Origin of the sequence: Burkholderia singularis (assembly GCF_001718875.1) — a bacterium.
GTDB lineage: Bacteria > Pseudomonadota > Gammaproteobacteria > Burkholderiales > Burkholderiaceae > Burkholderia > Burkholderia singularis.
In genome coordinates this window covers 2,190,151-2,208,417 of record NZ_CP013448.1, presented here as the reverse complement: position 1 = coordinate 2,208,417, position 18,267 = coordinate 2,190,151, and the positions used below count along the sequence as shown (strand labels likewise).

Annotated in this window: 12 protein-coding genes; 11 read left to right on the top strand and 1 reads right to left on the bottom strand. The window is 62.2% G+C overall.

The window, feature by feature from the left end; all coding sequences use genetic code 11:
• The first annotated feature begins 61 nt into the window (after positions 1 to 61).
• Both AQ611_RS10005 and AQ611_RS10000 read left to right on the top strand, forming a co-directional pair.
• Positions 62 to 1,255 (top strand): acyl-CoA dehydrogenase family protein, encoded by a 1,194-nt coding sequence (locus AQ611_RS10005; protein ID WP_069234405.1) that lies wholly within the window; start codon positions 62 to 64, stop codon positions 1,253 to 1,255.
• A gap of 23 nt (positions 1,256 to 1,278) precedes the next feature.
• Complete coding sequence (locus AQ611_RS10000) at positions 1,279 to 2,436, top strand: acyl-CoA dehydrogenase family protein (protein ID WP_069234404.1); 1,158 nt, start codon at positions 1,279 to 1,281, stop codon at positions 2,434 to 2,436.
• A 48-nt stretch (positions 2,437 to 2,484) separates the two neighbouring features.
• On the opposite strand, the gene AQ611_RS09995 is transcribed toward AQ611_RS10000, so the two are convergent.
• A complete protein-coding gene (locus AQ611_RS09995; RefSeq protein WP_069234403.1) occupies positions 2,485 to 5,163 on the bottom strand; it encodes a winged helix-turn-helix domain-containing protein in 2,679 nt (892 codons plus the stop codon).
• Positions 5,164 to 5,397: 234 nt separating this feature from the next.
• On the opposite strand from AQ611_RS09995, the gene AQ611_RS09990 reads away from it, so the two are divergent.
• From AQ611_RS09990 to AQ611_RS09950, 9 genes are all read left to right on the top strand, one after another.
• Positions 5,398 to 6,129, top strand: a complete 732-nt coding sequence (locus tag AQ611_RS09990) for a cytochrome b (protein ID WP_231935799.1) — start codon at positions 5,398 to 5,400, stop codon at positions 6,127 to 6,129.
• Between the two features lie 227 nt (positions 6,130 to 6,356).
• Positions 6,357 to 8,234, top strand: a complete 1,878-nt coding sequence (locus tag AQ611_RS09985) for a DUF1302 domain-containing protein (RefSeq protein WP_069234402.1) — start codon at positions 6,357 to 6,359, stop codon at positions 8,232 to 8,234.
• Between the two features lie 25 nt (positions 8,235 to 8,259).
• Positions 8,260 to 9,609 carry a DUF1329 domain-containing protein gene (locus AQ611_RS09980; protein ID WP_069234401.1) on the top strand — a complete coding sequence of 450 codons (1,350 nt, stop codon included), beginning with the start codon at positions 8,260 to 8,262 and terminating at the stop codon, positions 9,607 to 9,609.
• 31 nt (positions 9,610 to 9,640) lie between these two features.
• Positions 9,641 to 10,798 carry a WD40/YVTN/BNR-like repeat-containing protein gene (locus AQ611_RS09975; RefSeq protein ID WP_197517113.1) on the top strand — a complete coding sequence of 386 codons (1,158 nt, stop codon included), beginning with the start codon at positions 9,641 to 9,643 and terminating at the stop codon, positions 10,796 to 10,798.
• On the top strand, positions 10,795 to 13,194 hold the full coding sequence (locus tag AQ611_RS09970; RefSeq protein ID WP_069234399.1) for an efflux RND transporter permease subunit: 2,400 nt from the start codon (positions 10,795 to 10,797) through the stop codon (positions 13,192 to 13,194). Before AQ611_RS09975 ends, AQ611_RS09970 begins: the two co-directional genes overlap by 4 nt.
• Before the next feature lie 42 nt (positions 13,195 to 13,236).
• Positions 13,237 to 13,986, top strand: a complete 750-nt coding sequence (locus AQ611_RS09965) for an electron transfer flavoprotein subunit beta/FixA family protein (RefSeq protein WP_069234398.1) — start codon at positions 13,237 to 13,239, stop codon at positions 13,984 to 13,986.
• Positions 13,987 to 14,040: 54 nt separating this feature from the next.
• A complete protein-coding gene (locus AQ611_RS09960) occupies positions 14,041 to 14,976 on the top strand; it encodes an electron transfer flavoprotein subunit alpha/FixB family protein (RefSeq protein WP_069234397.1) in 936 nt (311 codons plus the stop codon).
• 50 nt (positions 14,977 to 15,026) lie between these two features.
• Positions 15,027 to 16,445, top strand: coding sequence for a coniferyl aldehyde dehydrogenase (locus tag AQ611_RS09955; RefSeq protein WP_069234396.1), 1,419 nt, complete (start codon positions 15,027 to 15,029; stop codon positions 16,443 to 16,445).
• Between the two features lie 233 nt (positions 16,446 to 16,678).
• Entirely contained in the window at positions 16,679 to 18,241 is a 1,563-nt protein-coding gene (locus AQ611_RS09950; protein ID WP_308410713.1) for a class I adenylate-forming enzyme family protein, read from the top strand.
• The last annotated feature ends 26 nt before the right edge of the window (positions 18,242 to 18,267 follow it).

Genomic DNA, 18,267 nt, shown 5'->3' with positions numbered 1-18,267 from the left:
ACGATCCAAGGCGGAACTGTTCTCTGCGATACTGGGCGACATTCCCAAAGGGGTAACAGGCATGGTGCTGAACGAAACGGATGCCGCTTTCCGCGACGAGGTGCGTCGCTTTTTGGCCAGCGCGCTGACAGACGATCTGCGCTCGGCGGGGCGCCGCTGTTCGGGTATCTTTGCCGACTATCCTGCGGGCATACGCTGGCACCGCATTCTCGCGGGGCGTGGCTGGAGCGTGCCGCAGTGGCCGGTGGAGCACGGCGGCACCGGCTGGACACCGCTACAGCACTACATCTTCGCCAGCGAGCTGGCCGAAGCCGATGCGCCGCCGCTCGCTCCCATGGGCACGAACATGGTCGGGCCGGTAATCATTGCCTATGGCAGCCCGCAGCAGCAGCAAGGCTGGCTGCCCGGCATCCGCTCAGGCGAGGACTATTGGGCGCAGGGCTATTCCGAGCCGCAGTCCGGTTCCGATCTGGCGTCGCTGCATTGCAAGGCGGTGCGCGACGGCGACGAGTACGTCATCAACGGAACCAAGATTTGGACCACTCACGCGCAATATGCCAACCGGATGTTCTGCCTGGTCCGCACAGCGCAGACGAGCAAGCCACAGCAGGGCATCAGCTTCCTGTGCTTCGACCTCCAGCAGCCTGGCATTACAGTGCGGCCGATCATCAGCATCTCAGGCGACCACGAACTGAATCAGGTGTTCTTCGACGATGTGCGTGTGCCGGTTTCGGGCTTAATCGGCGAGGAGAATCAGGGTTGGAGCATCGCCAAGTACTTGCTGCAGCACGAGCGCGGTAGTGCGTGGGCACCGATGCTGCGGGCGCGCTTGCGCCGGCTGCGCCGCTTCGTGGAGCAGGCCTTCGCGCAGCAGCCGTCCGCAAGCGCAGAGCGCCGTGACATCGAACTCAAGTTGGCCGACGTCCAATGCCGCATCGACGCCGTGCAAGCGTTGGAAATGCGCGCGCTGCAAGCGCATACGCGCGGCGAGCCTCCGGGCATCCGCCCTTCGGTGGGGAAGGTGCTGGGCACCGAAACACGTCAGCGCATTACCGAGCTTGGCGTGGAGATCGCAGCGCACTACGCGGGCGCTCGCGTGCCGATGGAGCTATGCGATGCGGGTGGCGCGCTGGCCATCCCTGAGGAGTCGGTGTTCAGCATGTCGGCCTATCTGAACGACCGCGCGGCTTCCATTTATGCTGGGACCAATGAAGTGCAGCGCAACCTGATCGCTGCGCGCCTGCTAGACGACTGAGCACGTTTGAGGACCCGGACGCCATGAACTGCGACAACTCAGCTTTCGAGCTTACCGAGACTCAGGCCATGCTGCGCGACAGTCTCGAGCGCTTCCTGACTGAGCAATACGATATCGAACTGCGGGCCCGCACGCTGGCCGCCGCCGAAGACCAGCCGCCGCTGTGGCGTGCATTTGCACACAAGTTGGGCTTGTTCGGCGCCTCGTTCAGTGAAGCGCAAGGCGGCTTGGGCGGCGACATGCGCGACAACCTCGTCATCATGGAGACGCTGGGCCGCCACTTGGCGGCCGAACCCTATCTTTCCACCGTCGTGATCGGCGGCGGTCTGCTCAGGCGTGTGCCGGGCGCGCAAGCGCATAGCCTGCTGGGCCGCGTAATAGACGGCGACGCAGTGATTGCCTTCGCCGCCACTGAGCCGCAGGGGCGCTACGACCTTGCGGACATCCAGACTCGGCTGAAGCCGGTCGGCGGCGGCTGGTTGCTGAGCGGCCGGAAGGCTGTCGTGCACAGCGCGCCCTGGGCCACCGAGCTGCTGATTACCGCGCGTAGCGCGGGAGCACCTTACGATCCGCTGGGCGTGTCGCTCTTGTGTCTGCCGGCCGACGTGCCCGGCATCAGCCGTCGTGTTTACCGTACACTCGACGGCGGCCGTGCCAGCGAGCTCGTATTCAACGAAGTGCCGGTGCGAGCCGACCAATTGCTGGGCGAGCCGGGCGCAGCGCTGCCTTTGCTCGAACAGGTGCTGGACGAAGCGACGCTCGCCGTGTGCGCCGAAGCGTGCGGCGTGCTGTCCCGGCTGCTCCATGACACGGTGGATTATGCGAAGCAGCGCCGTCAGTTCGGTGTGCCGATCGCAAGTTTTCAGGTGCTGCAGCATCGCATGGCCGACATGTACATGGCGCTGGAACAAGTTCGCGCGCTAACGGCGGCTTCGGTGGCGGCGCTGGACGCGCCGCCCGCCGAGCGCATGAGCGCGGTGTCGTCGGCCAAGGTCTGCGTGAACCGCGCTTGCCGCATCGTCGGACAGGGCGCTGTGCAGATCCACGGCGGCATGGGAATGACCGAGGAGCTGGCGGTAGGGCATTATTTCCGCCGTGCGACGCAGATCGAGCAGTTGTTCGGTTCGCTCGAGCATCATCTGAGGCGTGTGGACCGTGTTGCGCAAGCGTTCGACGCTTGAGTTGAGCTTGAGTTGAAGATGATCTCGACGTCAACGGGAGCAGGCCGGTCACTGAATCACCGCCCGCCGCCTTGCCGCCGCCACCGCTTGTATACGGTTGTGGACATCGAGCTTGAGATTGATGCTGCGCAGATGGGTGCGCACCGTACTGTCGGAAATGTTTAGTTTCTCGGCCATTGCACCGTTCGAATAGCCTTCGGCAAGCAGATGCAGGATACGTACCTCCTGCCGTGTGAGGTTACCGCCGCTCAGGTCGCTGTCGGTATCAGCTGCTTCATGTTGCGACGCGGAGACACCCAGACCATGCAGCAGCCGCAGCAGATAGTCGCCGAAAATCGGATCGCCACGACCCGACTGCTCCTGCAAATCCCTGTACAGACGCTGGAGCAGTGGCACTAACGCTGCTCCTTCGTCGAGCACCAGCCGCACGAAACCGTCGGTGCAGGCCTCGTGCAATACGGCTTGCCCGGTTTGCAATGCACTGGCAATGTCGGTGCAGCGATGCTGTGCCAAGGCTTGCAGCACGCGTAGCTTGAGCGCGCGCCGGCGGCGTGCCGATTGCGTGGCGGCGGCTATCTCGGCGGCCAGTTTGGGCAAAGCGGCGGCGGCGTTGCCGAAGGCGATCTCCCAGCGCAGCTGGCCAATCGCCAGATCGTCGACATCGTGCCAGGGCAGGCACAGCGTGCGCACACGTTCCCACAGGGCAGGACTGTCCGCGCGCTCCAGCGTTTCGCGGGCAGCCAGCCCATGACCTTGCATCAACAAGAGGCGCGCATGCTCCAATCGCGCGGTGATCACCAGGCGCGGCAACTCGCGTTGATGGCCCAGGCACTCGAGTTCGGCGAGCACCTGTTTCGCCCCATCGACATCGCCTTGCTGGAAGGCGATGCGCGAACGCAGCGTGTGACTGATGATGACGTGGTCGGGCAGCGCGATGTCGCGCACCAGCGGGCTGTAGACATTGAGCAGGCGTAGCGCCTGATCGAGCTGGCCGCTCTCATAGACGGTGCTGGCATACAGCACGCCAGCCCAGGCGTTGCCGTGAGCGTGATTGTAGCCCGTGCCATGGGCTTCGCCGGCGGCCATGCGAAAGCGCGCAGCGGCTTGGCGAACGCGGCCCTCGCGCAGATCGAGAATGCCTTGCATCGATTCGGTGAAGCGAGTCGTCAAGCGATCGCCTTGCGAGGCCTGGTGCGCCACATCGAGCAGCCGGTGCGACTGTGCTGGTTCATCGACTAGCGCATGGATGCAGGCCATGGTGTTGGTAAGCAGAATCGTGGCAAAACCGTGCTCATCGGCGCTGTTGCGCGCCTGCCGCAGGCTATGCCGCCCTGCTGCGAGCGCTTCGTCGAAGCGGTCCATCATGGCCAGCAGTAGTGGCCGGAGCGCCGCCGCATGGTCCTGTACAGCCGGCACGGCGCTGCGCTCGCAGGCGCTCGCCTCAAGCCGAGCCAGCGCCTGCGCAGGCCCGTGGGAGAAGCAATCGGCCCAGATGGCGGCCACCAGCAGCAGCGGTTCGTTGGCGATGAGATGGTCGGGCAAGGCGGTCAGCCAGCGGGCGAGCAAGCGTAAGCGTCCCTGCTCGATGAACGATTCGACGTGCCGCACCAGCAGCGACGTGGCGTGTGCTAGGTCGCCGCCATCGATTGCGTGATCGATGGCGTTAACCATCCGGCCTCTGGCTTCGTACCAGCCGGAGGCCGCCAGATGCAGCCTGGCGACCTGCTCCGGTTGTTCATCGGCCAGGCGGGCGCGCAGGAAGTCGTTGAACAGGCTGTGGTAGCGCCAGGCTCGATCCTTGTCTTCCAGACCCGGCAGTGGCGTGACAAACAGATTGTCGGCCTCCAGGCTTTCAAGCATGAGAAGGCTATTGCAGTCCGGCACCAGTTCGTCGCACAACGGAACCTCGAGCTTCCGCAGGATGCTCGTGCGCAGCAGGAAACGGCGCGTGGCATCGTTCTGCTGCCAGAACACGGCTTCGGCGAGATAGGTCGCAATCGGGCAATACGAACCCGAAAAGCGCTCGATGAACTCATCGGTGTGCAATTGCCGTTGCAGAGCCGTTGCTGCCAACGATAGTGCGGCCACCCAGCCTTCGGTCTTGCGATGCAACTGCTGAACTGCTTGCGAGGCAAGCTGCAGTTGCGGGTGCAACGCGAAATAGCGCTCGGTATCGGATAGTGACAGGCGTAGATCCTCGATATCGATGTCCAACAGCTGACCGTGCGCGCGCAGGCGGGAAAGGCTCAGATCAGGTTGACTGCGTGTGCCGATGACGAGGCGTCCTTCGCGGGGCAGCTGCTCGATCAACTCACGTACCAGTCCGAGGACAACCGGTTCCTGGATGCGCTCGAAGTCGTCCAGAAAGATCGCATAGGGCGCGTCGTGCGTCGACAAGCGGCGCAGCAACTCAATAGGGGCGCCATGCGGTACGTGATCGCAGGCGATCTTCGTCATCGCTGCCGCAAGGCGGGCAATGAAGCGCGATGTGTCGTTGTCGGCGGCGTCGAGCGTGAGCCAAGCGGTATCGATGCCGTTGGTTTCGAACTGCTCACGTACCTGGGCCATCGTGCTGGTCTTGCCGTATCCCGCCGGCGCGCACACGAGTATCAGCTTGACCGGCGCGGTGCGGGCGATGCGCTTGCAAATGTCGTCGCGTGCGAGCTGTGCCGCCGTGCTTGGGGGCAGGGAGGGCTTGTTCGATCGTGGCGTTGAATGGGCGTTCATGCCTCGGCATTTTGAAGAGCCCGCCGCGGCGGCGCACCGTCGAAAACGACGAATTCGGCGAATTCGGCGCGCCATCTGGAATCGTCGAAAGTGACGATGTTGTGCGTTGCCCGCGTTTCATTACATTACTGACTATCTGTTGTGGTGGATACGGCCCCAAGAGTCGTGCCGCCATCAGGACAGGTAATAGGTTCTGAGGTGTCCGTTCGGAACAGCGAACAAACAGGAGACAACATGGGCGCGACGAAGACCGCTGTGGCGTCGGCATCATGCCGCGCGGCCGGATTCTTTGTTAGGCGGCTTTCGCTCCTGTCGGCGCAGAGGTATATCACCTGGGGCAGGTTGCATGCCAGGCAGACGGACACCACCGATCTAGGAGGCGATGTCGAGGCCGTGGGCTCGTTCAACATGCTTCGCAACGATGGCCGGCGCACTCGGAACCCCGATCCCGATTCTCCCGCCGGCCGGTATGACGGCTTAACTCGCGCACTGCACTGGATCTTCGCAGCGATCATTCTGTACACGATGATCACCGGGTTCTCGCTACATTTAATCGAGAACCTGGTGATACGGCGCTTCGTCTCAACGCTGAACATGTCGCTCGCGACTTGTCTCGTCCCGCTGTTCCCCGTTCGCTATATCTGGTCGTTCTTTCGCCCGCCAGTCGCGCCAGTCACCACGATTCGACGAACGCAGCAAGCGATCGCGCGTATCGTCCATTCGCTCATTTACGCAATAACGGGTTTTGTGCTCATGAGCGGCATCCTGATGGTGCCCGACGGTTATTGGTTCTTCGGGCTTTTTCATGTTGCAACGCCGTTCTCCAAAGGCTCCGTTACCAACCACTGGTACTTCTTCCACAAGAATGCTTGCTACGGACTGTTCATACTCGTCGTGCTCCATATCGGTGCTGCGCTCAAGCATCACTTCATCGAGCGAGACGGCATTCTCAAAAGGATGCTTTGAATGTTCATGCGCGCACGGGCCGTCGGAAACGACGAATCCGATGCGCCATTTTGCGTCGAATTATCTGGTTTCGAATCGTCGAAAGTGACGATGTTGATTGCCGTATTTATTTGTAAATTATCCAACATCCGTCGGGGCGGATGCGTGTGCCGAAGGGACCGCAAAGCCAGCCACGTAAAAAGGATTTTGAGATGTCGTGCAGAACATCGAAGATACAGGGAGACAACATGAACATGTCGAAGATCGTGACGCCGCCGCTGCGTCGCACCGCGAGATTCCCGGTCGCGCGACTTTCTCGCTTGGCGGCGCTGGTATACCTCGCTTGGGGAGGGATGCATGCCGCGCATGCGGGCACCATCGACTTCGGCAACGGTATCGAGGGCCTGTGGTCGCTCACTGCGTCATACACCAGTGGCTGGCGCATGAAGAACCCCGATCCGGATCTGATCGGCATCGGTAACGGTGGGCGGGCTTCCGCGTCGACGCAATCCACCGACAACAACTTCGGCAAGGGCAACAATTTTACGGATCTGTTGCGGGTGGTGGGCGACATCGACGTGCACAAGGGGAGCACCGGCGTGGTGCTGCGCGCCAAGGTATGGGATGACTTGCGCTACAGCAGGGGGAGCGTATCCTTCGGCGCGCCCAGCAACGGCTTCACGCCCTATACGAAGCTCGACGATAGTCACTTCGACACGAATCTGTCCAAGTTCAAGGGTTTCGAACTGCTGGACGCCTATGCCTACAGCAGCTTCGACCTGGGCCAAACGGCCCAATTGAAGGTACGGGTAGGGCAGCATGCGGTTAACTTCGGCGAGAGCTTGTTTATCCCGGGCGTCAACCAATATCAAGTGTTGGACGTGACCGCGCTGCGTCAGCCCGGCACGCTCCTGAAGGAGGCGATCCTGCCGGTGCCACAGATCTCGGCCAACCTGGGGCTGGGCGGTGGCAAGTCGATCGAGGCGTTCTACCAGTTCCAGTGGCGACGTAGCGCCATCGACGGTTGTGGCACCTACTGGTCCCCGGCCACTGCGCTGAACTGCACGCCAGGTTCCATCCTCGTGGACGGCAACGGCACGTCCCCTTCGCAGCAGGCCTGGGGCGGCATACCGAACTATCAGTTCTCCAGACTGCCCGACAAGACGCCGAGCAATAGCGGCCAGTTCGGTATCGCTTTCAAGGATATGGTCGAGTCGATCGACACTGAGTTTGGCGCCTACTTTGTCAACTACGCTCCCAAAGTGCCGAATTTGTCTGCTGTGCGCCGCGCGGCGGGGCAGCCAGACGCCATCCAGCATCCGGCTGGTTCGGTCTACGGCTTGCCACCGGCGATCACGGGTCTGATGGCGCAGAACGCGTCGATTTACTGGGACTACTCGGCCAACAACATCAAGGTGCTGGGGCTAAGCGCGTCCACCGTGCTGGGCGGCTGGTCGACCAGCGCTGAGCTGTCCTTCACCAAGGGCTTCCCGGTTCAATTGAACCCGGTCGATAGCTTCCTCGGTCTGGCGCTTGACAGTGGGCCGGCGGCCGGCGTGTTTGGCGGTACCGCCGCGAAGGACATGCCCGGCTACGAACGCAAGAACAAATTGCAGATCCAGCTTTCGACGACAAAGGTGTTTTCCCACGTGCTTGGCGCCGCGAGCGCTTCCTTCGTCGCAGAAGCGGCTTACCAGCGTTGGAACGGTATCGGCGATCCCTACACCGGCCTACGCTACGGGCGAGGCTTCGAGTTCGGCGCCGCGCAGCACGCCAGCTTTGGCGGCGCCTGCCCAGCGGCGGCGACCAATGCCGGCAACTGCACGCAGGACGGCTATTTCACCAGCAACGCCTGGGGCGTGCGCGCGATGATCGAACTCGAGTATCCGAACCTGATTCCGAACGTGGTGGTCAAGCCGCGTTTGTTCATCTCGGAAGACGTGAAGGGTTGGTCGGCCGACGGCGTTTTCAGCCAAGGGCGTTATGCCATCACCCCAGGCGTGAAGTTCGAGGTAAACAAAAAATACACACTGGACCTGAGCTACACGCACTTCAATCCCAATGCCCGCTTCGACAGCTTTCATGATCGCGACTTCGTTGCGGCCGTGCTGACGGCCAGCTTCTGAGCGCTCTACACCGGAGACAGAATCCATGTACCGTATCACTACCCCCGTTCGCTTGGCCAGTGTCGCGCTGCTGGCACTGGCGGCGCAGATAGGCGCGGCCAAGACACCGGCCGACCAGATCGCTCGTCTCGGCAAAGAACTTACACCCGTGGGCGCAGAGCGAGCCGGCAACAAGGACGGCACGATTCCCGCCTGGGATGGCGGTATCGCCAAACCCCCTGCGGGGTTCGATCCAGCCAAGGGATTGACCGATCCCTTTGCCGCCGATAAGCCGCTTTACACGATTACTGCCGCGAACGCCGGCCAGTACAAGGACAAGCTCGCCCCCGGCCAGCTCGCGTTGCTCAAGCGCTATCCGAGCTACCAGATCAAGGTTTATCCGACGCGGCGCTCGGCGGCTTATCCGGAAAGTGTCTACAACGCCGTCAAGGCCGAAGCCGGCACGATTGATATCGCCAACGAAGGCAATTCAGTCACCGGCGTGGAAAGCAGCACCGTGCCTTTTCCGGTGCCGACCACTGGCGTGGAGGTGATCTGGAATCACGCCTTTCGCTATCGCGGCCGCACGATGATCCGCTATACGACGGAATTCCCGGTGGATACCAACGGTAGCTTCACGCCGGTCAGACGCCATGAGGAAACCATTTTCGGTAACGGCATGAAGGACGTGCCGAACGTGCTGTTCTACTTCCTCACCACATGGGAGGCTCCGTCGTCGATCGCGGGCGAGGCTTTGCTTGCGCACGACTTCATCGACCAGGTGAAGCAGCCACGCGCCGCATGGCTTTACAACCCTGGCTCGCGTCGCGTGCTGCGGGCGCCGGAGGTGGCCTACGACACGCCGCGTACCGGCGTTGACGGCCTGTCGACAGTGGACGACTACGACGGTTTCAACGGCTCGCCCGATCGCTTCGACTGGAAGCTGGTCGGCAAGCGCGAAATGATCGTCTCGTACAACAACAGCAAGCTTACCGACAAGAGCCTCAAGTACAAGGACATCGTTAAGCCCACCAACATCAATCCGGATCTGCTGCGCTACGAGTTGCACCGGGTATGGGTTGTCGAGGCGACGCTTAAGAAAGGCAAGAGCCATATCTACGGCAAGCGAGTGTACTACGTCGATGAGGATAGCTGGCAGATCGTGCATGCCGACCTCTACGACGGCCGTGGCGAGCTGTGGCGCGTGATGGAAGTGCATGGTGCTCAGTACTACGATGCGCCGGCTTATTTCGTGGCAGGCATCGCGGAGTACGACCTCCAGGCGCGCCGCTACGTCACCAGCAATCTCACCAACGAAGAGAAGCCGATTCAGTTCAATGTGGCACTGAAACCGTCTGCCTTCACGCCCGACGCGCTGCGTCGCGTGGGCAACTGAGGCAACCATGCGGAACTCGGAGTGCACGTTCGTGACCCGCTTTGCAGGCCGCGTAGCACAGACTGCCTTGCTTGTTGTGCTGGCGCTGTCCGGTGGTGCGTGGGCGCTCGGGCAGACGGTCACACCGACGGCGACGCCGCTCGATTTGCTGGACACACCGGCTCCAGCCACCCGCAACGGTGCCCGCAAGCTGCTCGTCGACGTGACCCAGGCCGGCAAGCGGCTGGTGGCCGTTGGTGATATGGGCCTCATTGTGCATTCCGATGACTGGGGCGTCAGTTGGGCGCAGTCGCCGTCGCCGACCTCGGTGATGCTTACCGCTGTTGCGTTTGCGGATGAGCGCAACGGCTGGGCGGTCGGCCATGACGGCGTGATTCTTGCCACGTTGGACGGTGGTGCCACTTGGCAACGCCAGTTCGACGGCAGGCAGGGAGATGCGCAGATGCTGGCCGCCGCGCGCGCGTCGCTTGAGCGGCTGCGTGCTGTACCGAATGTCGACGAGAAACGGCGCGAGCAGGCCGAGGATGCCGTCGCTTCCGCCGAGCAGTCGATTGCGGCGGGGCCGTCGCGCCCTCTGCTGGGTGTGCGGTTTTTCGATGCCGCGAACGGTTTTGCCGTCGGTGCGTTTGGCCAGTTGTTCGAAACCGGGGATGGCGGACGGCATTGGGACTATATCGGTGACCGGCTCGATAACGGCGAGGGCCTGCACCTTAACGGTATTACGCTGACCTCCGACGGCGACGTGCTGATCGCCGCAGAAGCCGGTGTTGTGTTCCGTTCGCGTGACCGGGGTCATACTTGGTCGCGCGGCCATACCGGCTACAACGGCTACCTATACGGTGTGCTTGCGCTGCCCGGCTCCGTGCTGTTGGCCTACGGCTTCAAGGGCCATGCATTCCGCTCGGTCGATGGCGGCCAGCGCTGGACGGCGGTGCGTAGCGGCACCGACAAAACTCTCGTTGCCGGTGTCGTGCGCAGCGACGGCATCCCGTTATTGGTCGACGAGGAGGGGCAACTGCTGACCAGTAGCGACCAAGCTCAAGCGTTCCGTCCTGTCGGCGCGCGCCTGTCGCAGCGTCGTCTTAGCGGCCTCGCCCTGATCGGCGCGAGTGCCAAACTATCAGCCGTGACGGTAGGACTGGGCGGGGTCCGCATCCACCCGCTAGCGTCGCAAGGAAGCCAACAATGACGACGGTGCAGCCCCCCCCAAAAAAACCCGGCTGGACTGCGCGTATCGAGGCTTTCGCGGCGCGGATGTTATTCGATCATCGGCCGTTGTGGCTGATGTTTTTTGCGCTGGCTTCGGCGGTGCTGCTGTGGCAGGCCACGTTGTTGCAGCCTGATGCGAGTTTTCGCAAGATGGTGCCGTCCCACCACCCGTTCATCTTGAACAGCCTGCGCTTCGAGAACGAACTCAGGCCACTGGGCAACACCATTCGCATCGCGGTGGAGGCGACCGACGGCGACATCTACAACTCCCGCTATCTCGAAGTTCTGCGCGAGATTACCGACGAGGTGTTCTACATCCCCGGCATCGATCGCGGCAACTTGCGCTCGCTATGGACACCGAACACGCTTTGGTTCGAGGCTGCGGAGGATGGACTACGTTCGGGTAAGGTCGTTCCGTCCGACTATGGCAGCCTGGGCGCCAAGCGCGATGCGGATATCGTACGCGAGAACGTCGCCAAGGCCGGGCTGGTCGGCAGCCTGGTGGCCAACGATCATCGGTCCAGTGTGATTGTGGCGCCGCTGCTCGAAAACGATCCGGATACTGGACAGAAGCTGGACTATCAGCGTTTCTCGCAGCGGCTCGAAAAGCAACTGCGAGCCAAGTACGAGCGCAAAGGCGTTCGCATCCATATCGTCGGCTTCGCCGAATTGGTTGGTCAACTGATCCAGGGCACCGCCTCGATCGGAATGTTTTTCCTGGTCACCGTGGTACTAACCACGTTGCTACTGTGGGCCTATTCGCGCTGCTGGCGCAGCACGCTGGCGACCATCGCTTGCTGTCTGTTAGCGGTGGTGTGGCATCTGGGTTTGATGCATGCGCTCGGGTTCGGCCTCGATCCGTATTCGATCCTCGTGCCTTTTCTTACTTTCGCGATCGGCGTGTCGCATGCGGTGCAGAACATCAATACCTTCGCGAGCGAAACCGTTCAGGGGGCCGGCAAGATGGCGGCGGCCCGTGCCACCTTCTGCCTGCTGTTCGTGCCGGGCACCGTGGCGCTGCTATGCGACGTGGTGGGTTTTTCCACCTTGCTGACAATCGATATCGGAGTGATCCGGGAACTGGCCATTAGCGCCAGTATCGGTGTGGCGGTGATCATCTTCACCAAGATGTTCCTGCTGCCGGTTGCGATGTCGTATGCCGGCATTTCGCGCGCCGGTCTGCGCGCGGCGCAGCGCCGCGCGCAGGGGCGGCATCGGCTGGCACATGCGATTTCGACGCTCGCGCAACCGCGACGTGCCTGGTTGGTCGTGGGACTGGCCGCCATGATGGCGGCGGGCGGCCTCACGCTGAGTCGTCAACTGCAGGTCGGCGATCTGGACCCCGGGGCCCCCGAGCTTCGGCCAAACTCTGTATATAACCGCGACGTCGCTTTCTTCACCCGACACTACGCTACCAGTGCCGATGTCTTCGTCGTGATGGTCACCACGCCGCCCGATGCGTGCGGCGCCTATCCGAGCGCTGCGGTGGTGTCGAGGTTGCAGTGGGCGCTCGAGGAGACGCCCGGCGTGCAAGGCACGTTGTCGCTTTTCGATTGGATGAAGCAGATCATCGCCGGCACCTATGGCGGTAACCTGAAGTGGGCCACGGTCACGCGCAACCGCTACATCTCGAATGCTGCGCATAAGGGTATTCCGGCCGCGTTCTACAACAACGACTGCTCGATGCTGCCCGTCATCGCGTACCTGGATGACCATAAGGCAACGACGTTGAAGGCGGTGGTGCGCACGGTCGAATCATTCAACGCGCGGCACCCCGACATCCATGCCAAGATCCTGTTGGCTGCAGGCAATGCCGGCATCGAGGCGGCCACCAACTCGGTGGTCGAACAAGCCTGGCGACCCATGTTGTTGCTGGTGTACGGCATCGTCGCAACGTTGTTGCTGTTGGAGTTCCGCTCGGTGCGCGTGATGTTGTGCCTGCTCATACCGCTCGTGATTACGTCGATCCTGTGCGAGGCCGTGATGACTCTGATGGGGCTCGGTGTAAAGGTGGCCACGCTGCCGGTCATCGCGTTGGGCGTGGGCATCGGCGTGGACTACGGTATTTACCTGTACAACCGGCTTGAGCTATTTCTGGCGCAGGGCCTGCCGTTACGAGAGGCCTACTTCGAGACAATGAAGACAACCGGTCTCGCGATCGCTTTTACCGGCGTCACGCTGGCGGTCGGCGTGCTGACGTGGATTTTTTCCGACATCAAGTTCCAGGCTGACATGGGGCTGCTGCTGACCTTCATGTTCTTATGGAACATGGTGGGCGCGGTGGTGCTGATTCCGGCGCTGGCGGCATTGACAGGGTTGGGACGCCGGTCGCATCAGGCAACGGCTGCGGCGCTGGTGATCGATGGCGAGCGCTGAGGCCCGGCGAACGCCTTATTGGGGATTCTTATTGGAACGGACATGAAAGTACTAGTCGCGGTCAAGCGCGTTGTCGACTTCAATGTGAAGGTTCGCGTGAAGTCGGACGGCAGCGGTGTCGATCTTTCCGGCGTCAAAATGAGCATGAACCCATTCGACGAGATCGCCGTGGAGGAGGCGGTCCGCCTTCGAGAAGCAGGCGTGGCGGACGAGGTGATCGCCGTCTCGTGCGGCGTTTCGCAGTGTCAGGAAACGTTGCGTACCGCCATGGCCATCGGCACCGATCGCGGCGTCCTGATCGAGACTGACGAGGATCTGCAACCGCTCGCCGTGGCCAGACTGCTTAGGGCACTGGTCGACAAGGAGCGGCCGCAACTGATCATCGTGGGTAAGCAGTCGATCGACGACGACGCCAATCAAACAGGCCAGATGCTGGCCGCGCTGGCGGGTTTGCCGCAAGCCACGTTTGCCTCCAAGGTGCAGATTGCCGACGGCCGGGCCTCGGTGACGCGGGAAGTGGACGGCGGTCTGGAGACGTTGTCGGTCAAGCTGCCGGCCGTGGTCACGACCGACTTGCGCCTGAACGAGCCGCGTTACGTGACGCTGCCGAACATCATGAGGGCAAAAAAGAAGCCGCTGGAAACGATCAAGCCGGAAGACTTGGGCGTGGACGTGGCGCCGCATCTGAAAACACTCAAGCTTGCCGAGCCGCTCGGGCGCGGCGTTGGCGTGAAGGTGCCGGACGTGGCCACGTTGGTGGCCAAGCTCAAGACGGAAGCCAAGGTGCTATAGGCGGTCATCCACGACACGCATATCCTCCGAAGCACACTGAACAGGCAGATCAAGATGACCGCGCTCGTTATTGCTGAACACACCCATCAAACCATCAAGGCCGGGACGCTGAGCGTCGTGACGGCTGCGCTGCAATGCGGCGGCGACGTCCATGTGCTGGTGGCCGGCGCAGATTGCGGCGCGGCGGCGCAAGCCGCTGCGCGCATCGCGGGCGTGACCAGAGTGTTGGTGGCCGATGCATCCCATTTTGCAGATGGCTTGGCCGAGAACGTTGCCGAACAGACGCTTGCCGTTGTCGGCGGCTACAGCCATATCCTGGCGCCCGCCACCGCCTATGGCAAGAATATCCTACCGCGTGTGGCCGCAAGGTTGAACGTTGCGCAAATCTCCGACATCACCAAGATCTGTAGCCCGGATACCTTCGAGCGTCCGATCTATGCCGGCAACGTGATCGCCACGGTGCAGTCGGATGACAAGGTGAAGGTGATCACCGTGCGTGGCACGGCATTCGATCCGGCCGCCGCCACCGGCGGTTCGGCCGCTATCGAGAGTCTGACGCCGGTGGCCGATGCCGGCATTTCGCAATTCGTCGCTCGTGAAGTGACCAGAAGCGATCGCCCGGAGCTGACCGCTGCAAAGACTGTCGTGTCGGGCGGTCGCGGCCTGGGTTCGGGCGAGAACTACGCCAAGGTGCTGACACCGCTTGCCGATAAGCTGGGGGCGGCGCTCGGCGCTTCGCGTGCCGCCGTGGATGCCGGTTTCGTACCAAACGACTATCAGGTTGGCCAGACCGGCAAGATCGTCGCGCCGCAACTGTACATCGCCGTGGGCATCTCGGGCGCGATCCAGCACTTGGCCGGTATGAAGGATTCCAAGGTGATCGTGGCGATCAACAAAGACCCGGAGGCGCCGATATTCCAAGTGGCGGATTATGGTTTGGTGGGCGACCTGAATATCGTGGTGCCGGAGCTGGCGGCTGCTTTGGACTGATTACAACATGCCCGCCTGATAGCCGGTCACGCATTTGCCGAGGAGTCGACATGAAGAATGAGCCGCATGAGTTCGCAACGCCCGTTTCGCTTTTGCAGGAGCAACGGGCTGCCTACCAACGGGCGCCTTACCCGGAATGGCGCGAGCGTGCCGAGCACTTGCGCCTGTTGCGCGCGATGCTGCTCGACAACCAGGACGCTATCGCCGAAGCCATTCATGCGGACTTTGGCCATCGCGCGAAGCTGGAAATCCAGATGTCAGAGTTCTGGTTGTCGAAGGAGGAGATCAACGATGCGCTCAAGCATGGCAAGCGGTGGATGAAGGCGCGCAAGCGCCCGATGAACAAATGGATGCTCCCGGCCAAGGCGTGGTTGATGCCGCAGCCGCTCGGCGTAATCGGCATCATCGCGCCGTGGAACTATCCGTTGCTGCTCGGCGTGACGCCGCTGATCGGCGCGCTTGCCGCAGGTAACAGGGTGATGCTCAAGTTGTCCGAATTGACACCGCGCTTTTCGGCACTGTTCGAGACGCTGATCGCCAAGACTTTTGCACGCGATCACGTGGCCGTGGTGAATGGCGATGCGGGCATCGGAGCAGTGTTCTCAAGCTTGCCGTTCGATCATTTGGTATTTACCGGGTCAACGAATGTGGGCTGTCATATATTGCATGCGGCGGCCGACAATCTCACGCCGGTCACACTCGAACTCGGCGGCAAGTCGCCAGCGATCATTGGCCCTGGCGCGCGATTCGACGCGGCCGTCGATTCGATCATGAGCGGCAAGCTGCTCAATGCCGGCCAGACGTGCGTTGCGCCCGACTATGTGCTGTTGCCGAATGGGCAGGAACGTGCATTCATCGAGCAAGCGAGTGCCGTCGTTGCCAGGTTGTATCCGGACTTCGCAAACAATCGTGACTTCACTTCGATCATTTCCGATCGCCATTTCGCCCGTCTTCAGCAACTCGCCAACGAGGCGCAGAATGCCGGTGCGCAACTCCATCCGCTGGCAGACGGTACGAAAACCCAGGTGCCGCGTCGCTTCACGCCGACCATCTTGACGAGTGTGCCAGATCACGCAGCCGTGATGCAGGAGGAAATATTCGGGCCGCTGCTGCCGCTCGTTCCCTATGACAGGCTGGAAGATGCGATTGCGTATGTCAATGCGCATCCGCGTCCGCTCGCACTGTACTTGTTCGACGAGTCGCAGCGCATCATTGATCGTGTGATGCGTGAAACTATTTCGGGCGGTGTGTCGGTGAACGAGACGCTGATGCATGCAGCGTGCGGGTCGCTGCCGTTCGGCGGTGTCGGGCAAAGCGGCATGGGCGCTTACCACGGTTACGACGGATTTGTGACCTTTTCAAAGATGAAGCCGATTCTGGTGCAGCCGCGTTTGAACGGCCGCCGTCTGCTTTCGCCGCCATACGGTGCGCGTTCCGCCGCGCTGGTCAAATTCATGCTCAAGGTTTGATTGAATCGGGACGCGCAAGCGTGCCGGCCGTGTTGAACAGGGCAGTGGCGGCCTGATCGGATTTCGTCGCTTTCGACGATGCCGGCGATCCCACGATAGCGCAAGATCAAGGTGCGACGCGGCACCGCGCCGTACAGGGAGAGATAAGCGATGGCAGGTCCGATCGAAGGGCTGAGAGGCGTGGGCGGCAAGATGATGGCGTGCGTGCTTCAGACATTGGAGGTGGTGCGGGGATGAAGCTGCACCTCACCCAGGCCCTTCACCGTGCGTTGCAGCAGCATTCGGACGATGAAGCCACTTGTTTCGCCGCACGGCGCCAGACTTACCGGCAACTGTATGAACGAGTCGCGCATCTGGCCGGTGTACTGCATGCGTTGGGCGTGCGTAGCGGTGAGCGTGTCGGACTGCTGGCTCTCAATAGCGATCGCTACTTCGAGCTCCTGCTCGCGATCTGGTGGGCTGGCGGCGTGGTAAACCCCGTGAACACGCGCTGGAGCGTGGCCGAGATTGTCGACTCACTGGACGATTGCGACACCCGCGTGCTGTTCGTCGACGATGCGTTCGCACCGTCGTGCGCGACGATCCGCGGCACGTCGAGCGCTCTATGCGCGTTGGTGCATTTCGGCGAGCAAAGCGTGCCGGAAGGCGCGCTGCGGCTGGACGATCTCCTGCTTGACGCGCGCCCCATGGCCGACGCGCTGCGCAACGGCGGCGATCTCGCGGGCGTGTTCTACACGGGCGGCACCACCGGGCGGCCCAAAGGCGTGATGTTGAGCCACGAGGCGCTCGTCACGAATTCACTCATCTCGCTACTGGCCGTGCCGTTTACGGGCGGCGAGTCGCTGCTGCACAGCGCGCCGTTGTTCCATCTGGCCGGATTGTCGTTCGCGCTGCGTGGGCTGATGAGCGCCTGCCGCCAGGTGTTCCTGCCCACCTTCACACCCGATGGCGTGTTGCAGGCGGTTAAGACGCAGCGCGTCAGCCATCTGATGCTGGTGCCGACCATGTTGCAAATGCTGGTCGACCATCCGAGCATTCACGCTGCCGATCTGGCCAGCGTGCGCTGGGTCGGCTACGGCGCATCTCCCATTTCGGAAGCATTGCTCGATCGCGCGTTCGCGCTGCTTCCCGAGGCCGAATTCGTGCAGGGATACGGGATGACCGAGCTGTCGGCCGGGGTGAGCTATCTCACCAGCACATATCACACGCCCGAGGGCCGCAAGCTCGGCAAGCTGACTACGGCCGGGCGAGCACTGGCCGGCGTGGACGTGCGCATCGTTGACGCGCACGGCCGCGACGTGCCGCGCGGTCAGGTCGGCGAGGTTGTCGTGCGCAGTCCCTGTGCGATGCAGGGCTACTGGAACCAGGCCGGGCTTACCGCAGAGGTGTTGCGGACGGGCTGGCTGCATACCGGCGATGCGGCGCGCATGGATGAGCAGGGCTTTATCACGATCGTCGACCGCCTCAAGGACATGATCGTCAGCGGCGGCGAGAACGTGTACTGCGCCGAAGTGGAGAATGCGCTGGCAGGGCATTGCGCAGTGGCTGCCGTGGCGGTAATCGGTGTTCCCAGTGTCGAGTGGGGGGAGGCGGTACATGCAGTGGTGGTGAGAAAACAGGATGCATGGGTGGAAGCCGCGGAACTGCAGGCGCACTGTCGTTCGGTCATCGCTGGCTACAAATGTCCGCGCAGCATCGAGTTTGTCGATGCCTTGCCTGTCTCCGGGGCCGGCAAGGTCATGAAGCACACACTACGCGAGCCGTATTGGCGAGACCATGATCGCCGGGTGGTCTGACAGATGATGCGTCGGCGCGGCGCTTT

What these genes read in the sequence shown, in the direction of transcription:
- AQ611_RS10005 (WP_069234405.1), top strand. Translation starts at nt 62, where the DNA reads ATGGTGCTGAACGAAACGGATGCCGCTTTCCGCGACGAGGTGCGTCGC.
- AQ611_RS10000 (WP_069234404.1), top strand. Translation starts at nt 1,279, where the DNA reads ATGAACTGCGACAACTCAGCTTTCGAGCTTACCGAGACTCAGGCCATG.
- AQ611_RS09995 (WP_069234403.1), bottom strand. Translation starts at nt 5,163, where the DNA reads ATGAACGCCCATTCAACGCCACGATCGAACAAGCCCTCCCTGCCCCCA.
- AQ611_RS09990 (WP_231935799.1), top strand. Translation starts at nt 5,398, where the DNA reads ATGGGCGCGACGAAGACCGCTGTGGCGTCGGCATCATGCCGCGCGGCC.
- AQ611_RS09985 (WP_069234402.1), top strand. Translation starts at nt 6,357, where the DNA reads ATGAACATGTCGAAGATCGTGACGCCGCCGCTGCGTCGCACCGCGAGA.
- AQ611_RS09980 (WP_069234401.1), top strand. Translation starts at nt 8,260, where the DNA reads ATGTACCGTATCACTACCCCCGTTCGCTTGGCCAGTGTCGCGCTGCTG.
- AQ611_RS09970 (WP_069234399.1), top strand. Translation starts at nt 10,795, where the DNA reads ATGACGACGGTGCAGCCCCCCCCAAAAAAACCCGGCTGGACTGCGCGT.
- AQ611_RS09965 (WP_069234398.1), top strand. Translation starts at nt 13,237, where the DNA reads ATGAAAGTACTAGTCGCGGTCAAGCGCGTTGTCGACTTCAATGTGAAG.
- AQ611_RS09960 (WP_069234397.1), top strand. Translation starts at nt 14,041, where the DNA reads ATGACCGCGCTCGTTATTGCTGAACACACCCATCAAACCATCAAGGCC.
- AQ611_RS09955 (WP_069234396.1), top strand. Translation starts at nt 15,027, where the DNA reads ATGAAGAATGAGCCGCATGAGTTCGCAACGCCCGTTTCGCTTTTGCAG.
- AQ611_RS09950 (WP_308410713.1), top strand. Translation starts at nt 16,679, where the DNA reads ATGAAGCTGCACCTCACCCAGGCCCTTCACCGTGCGTTGCAGCAGCAT.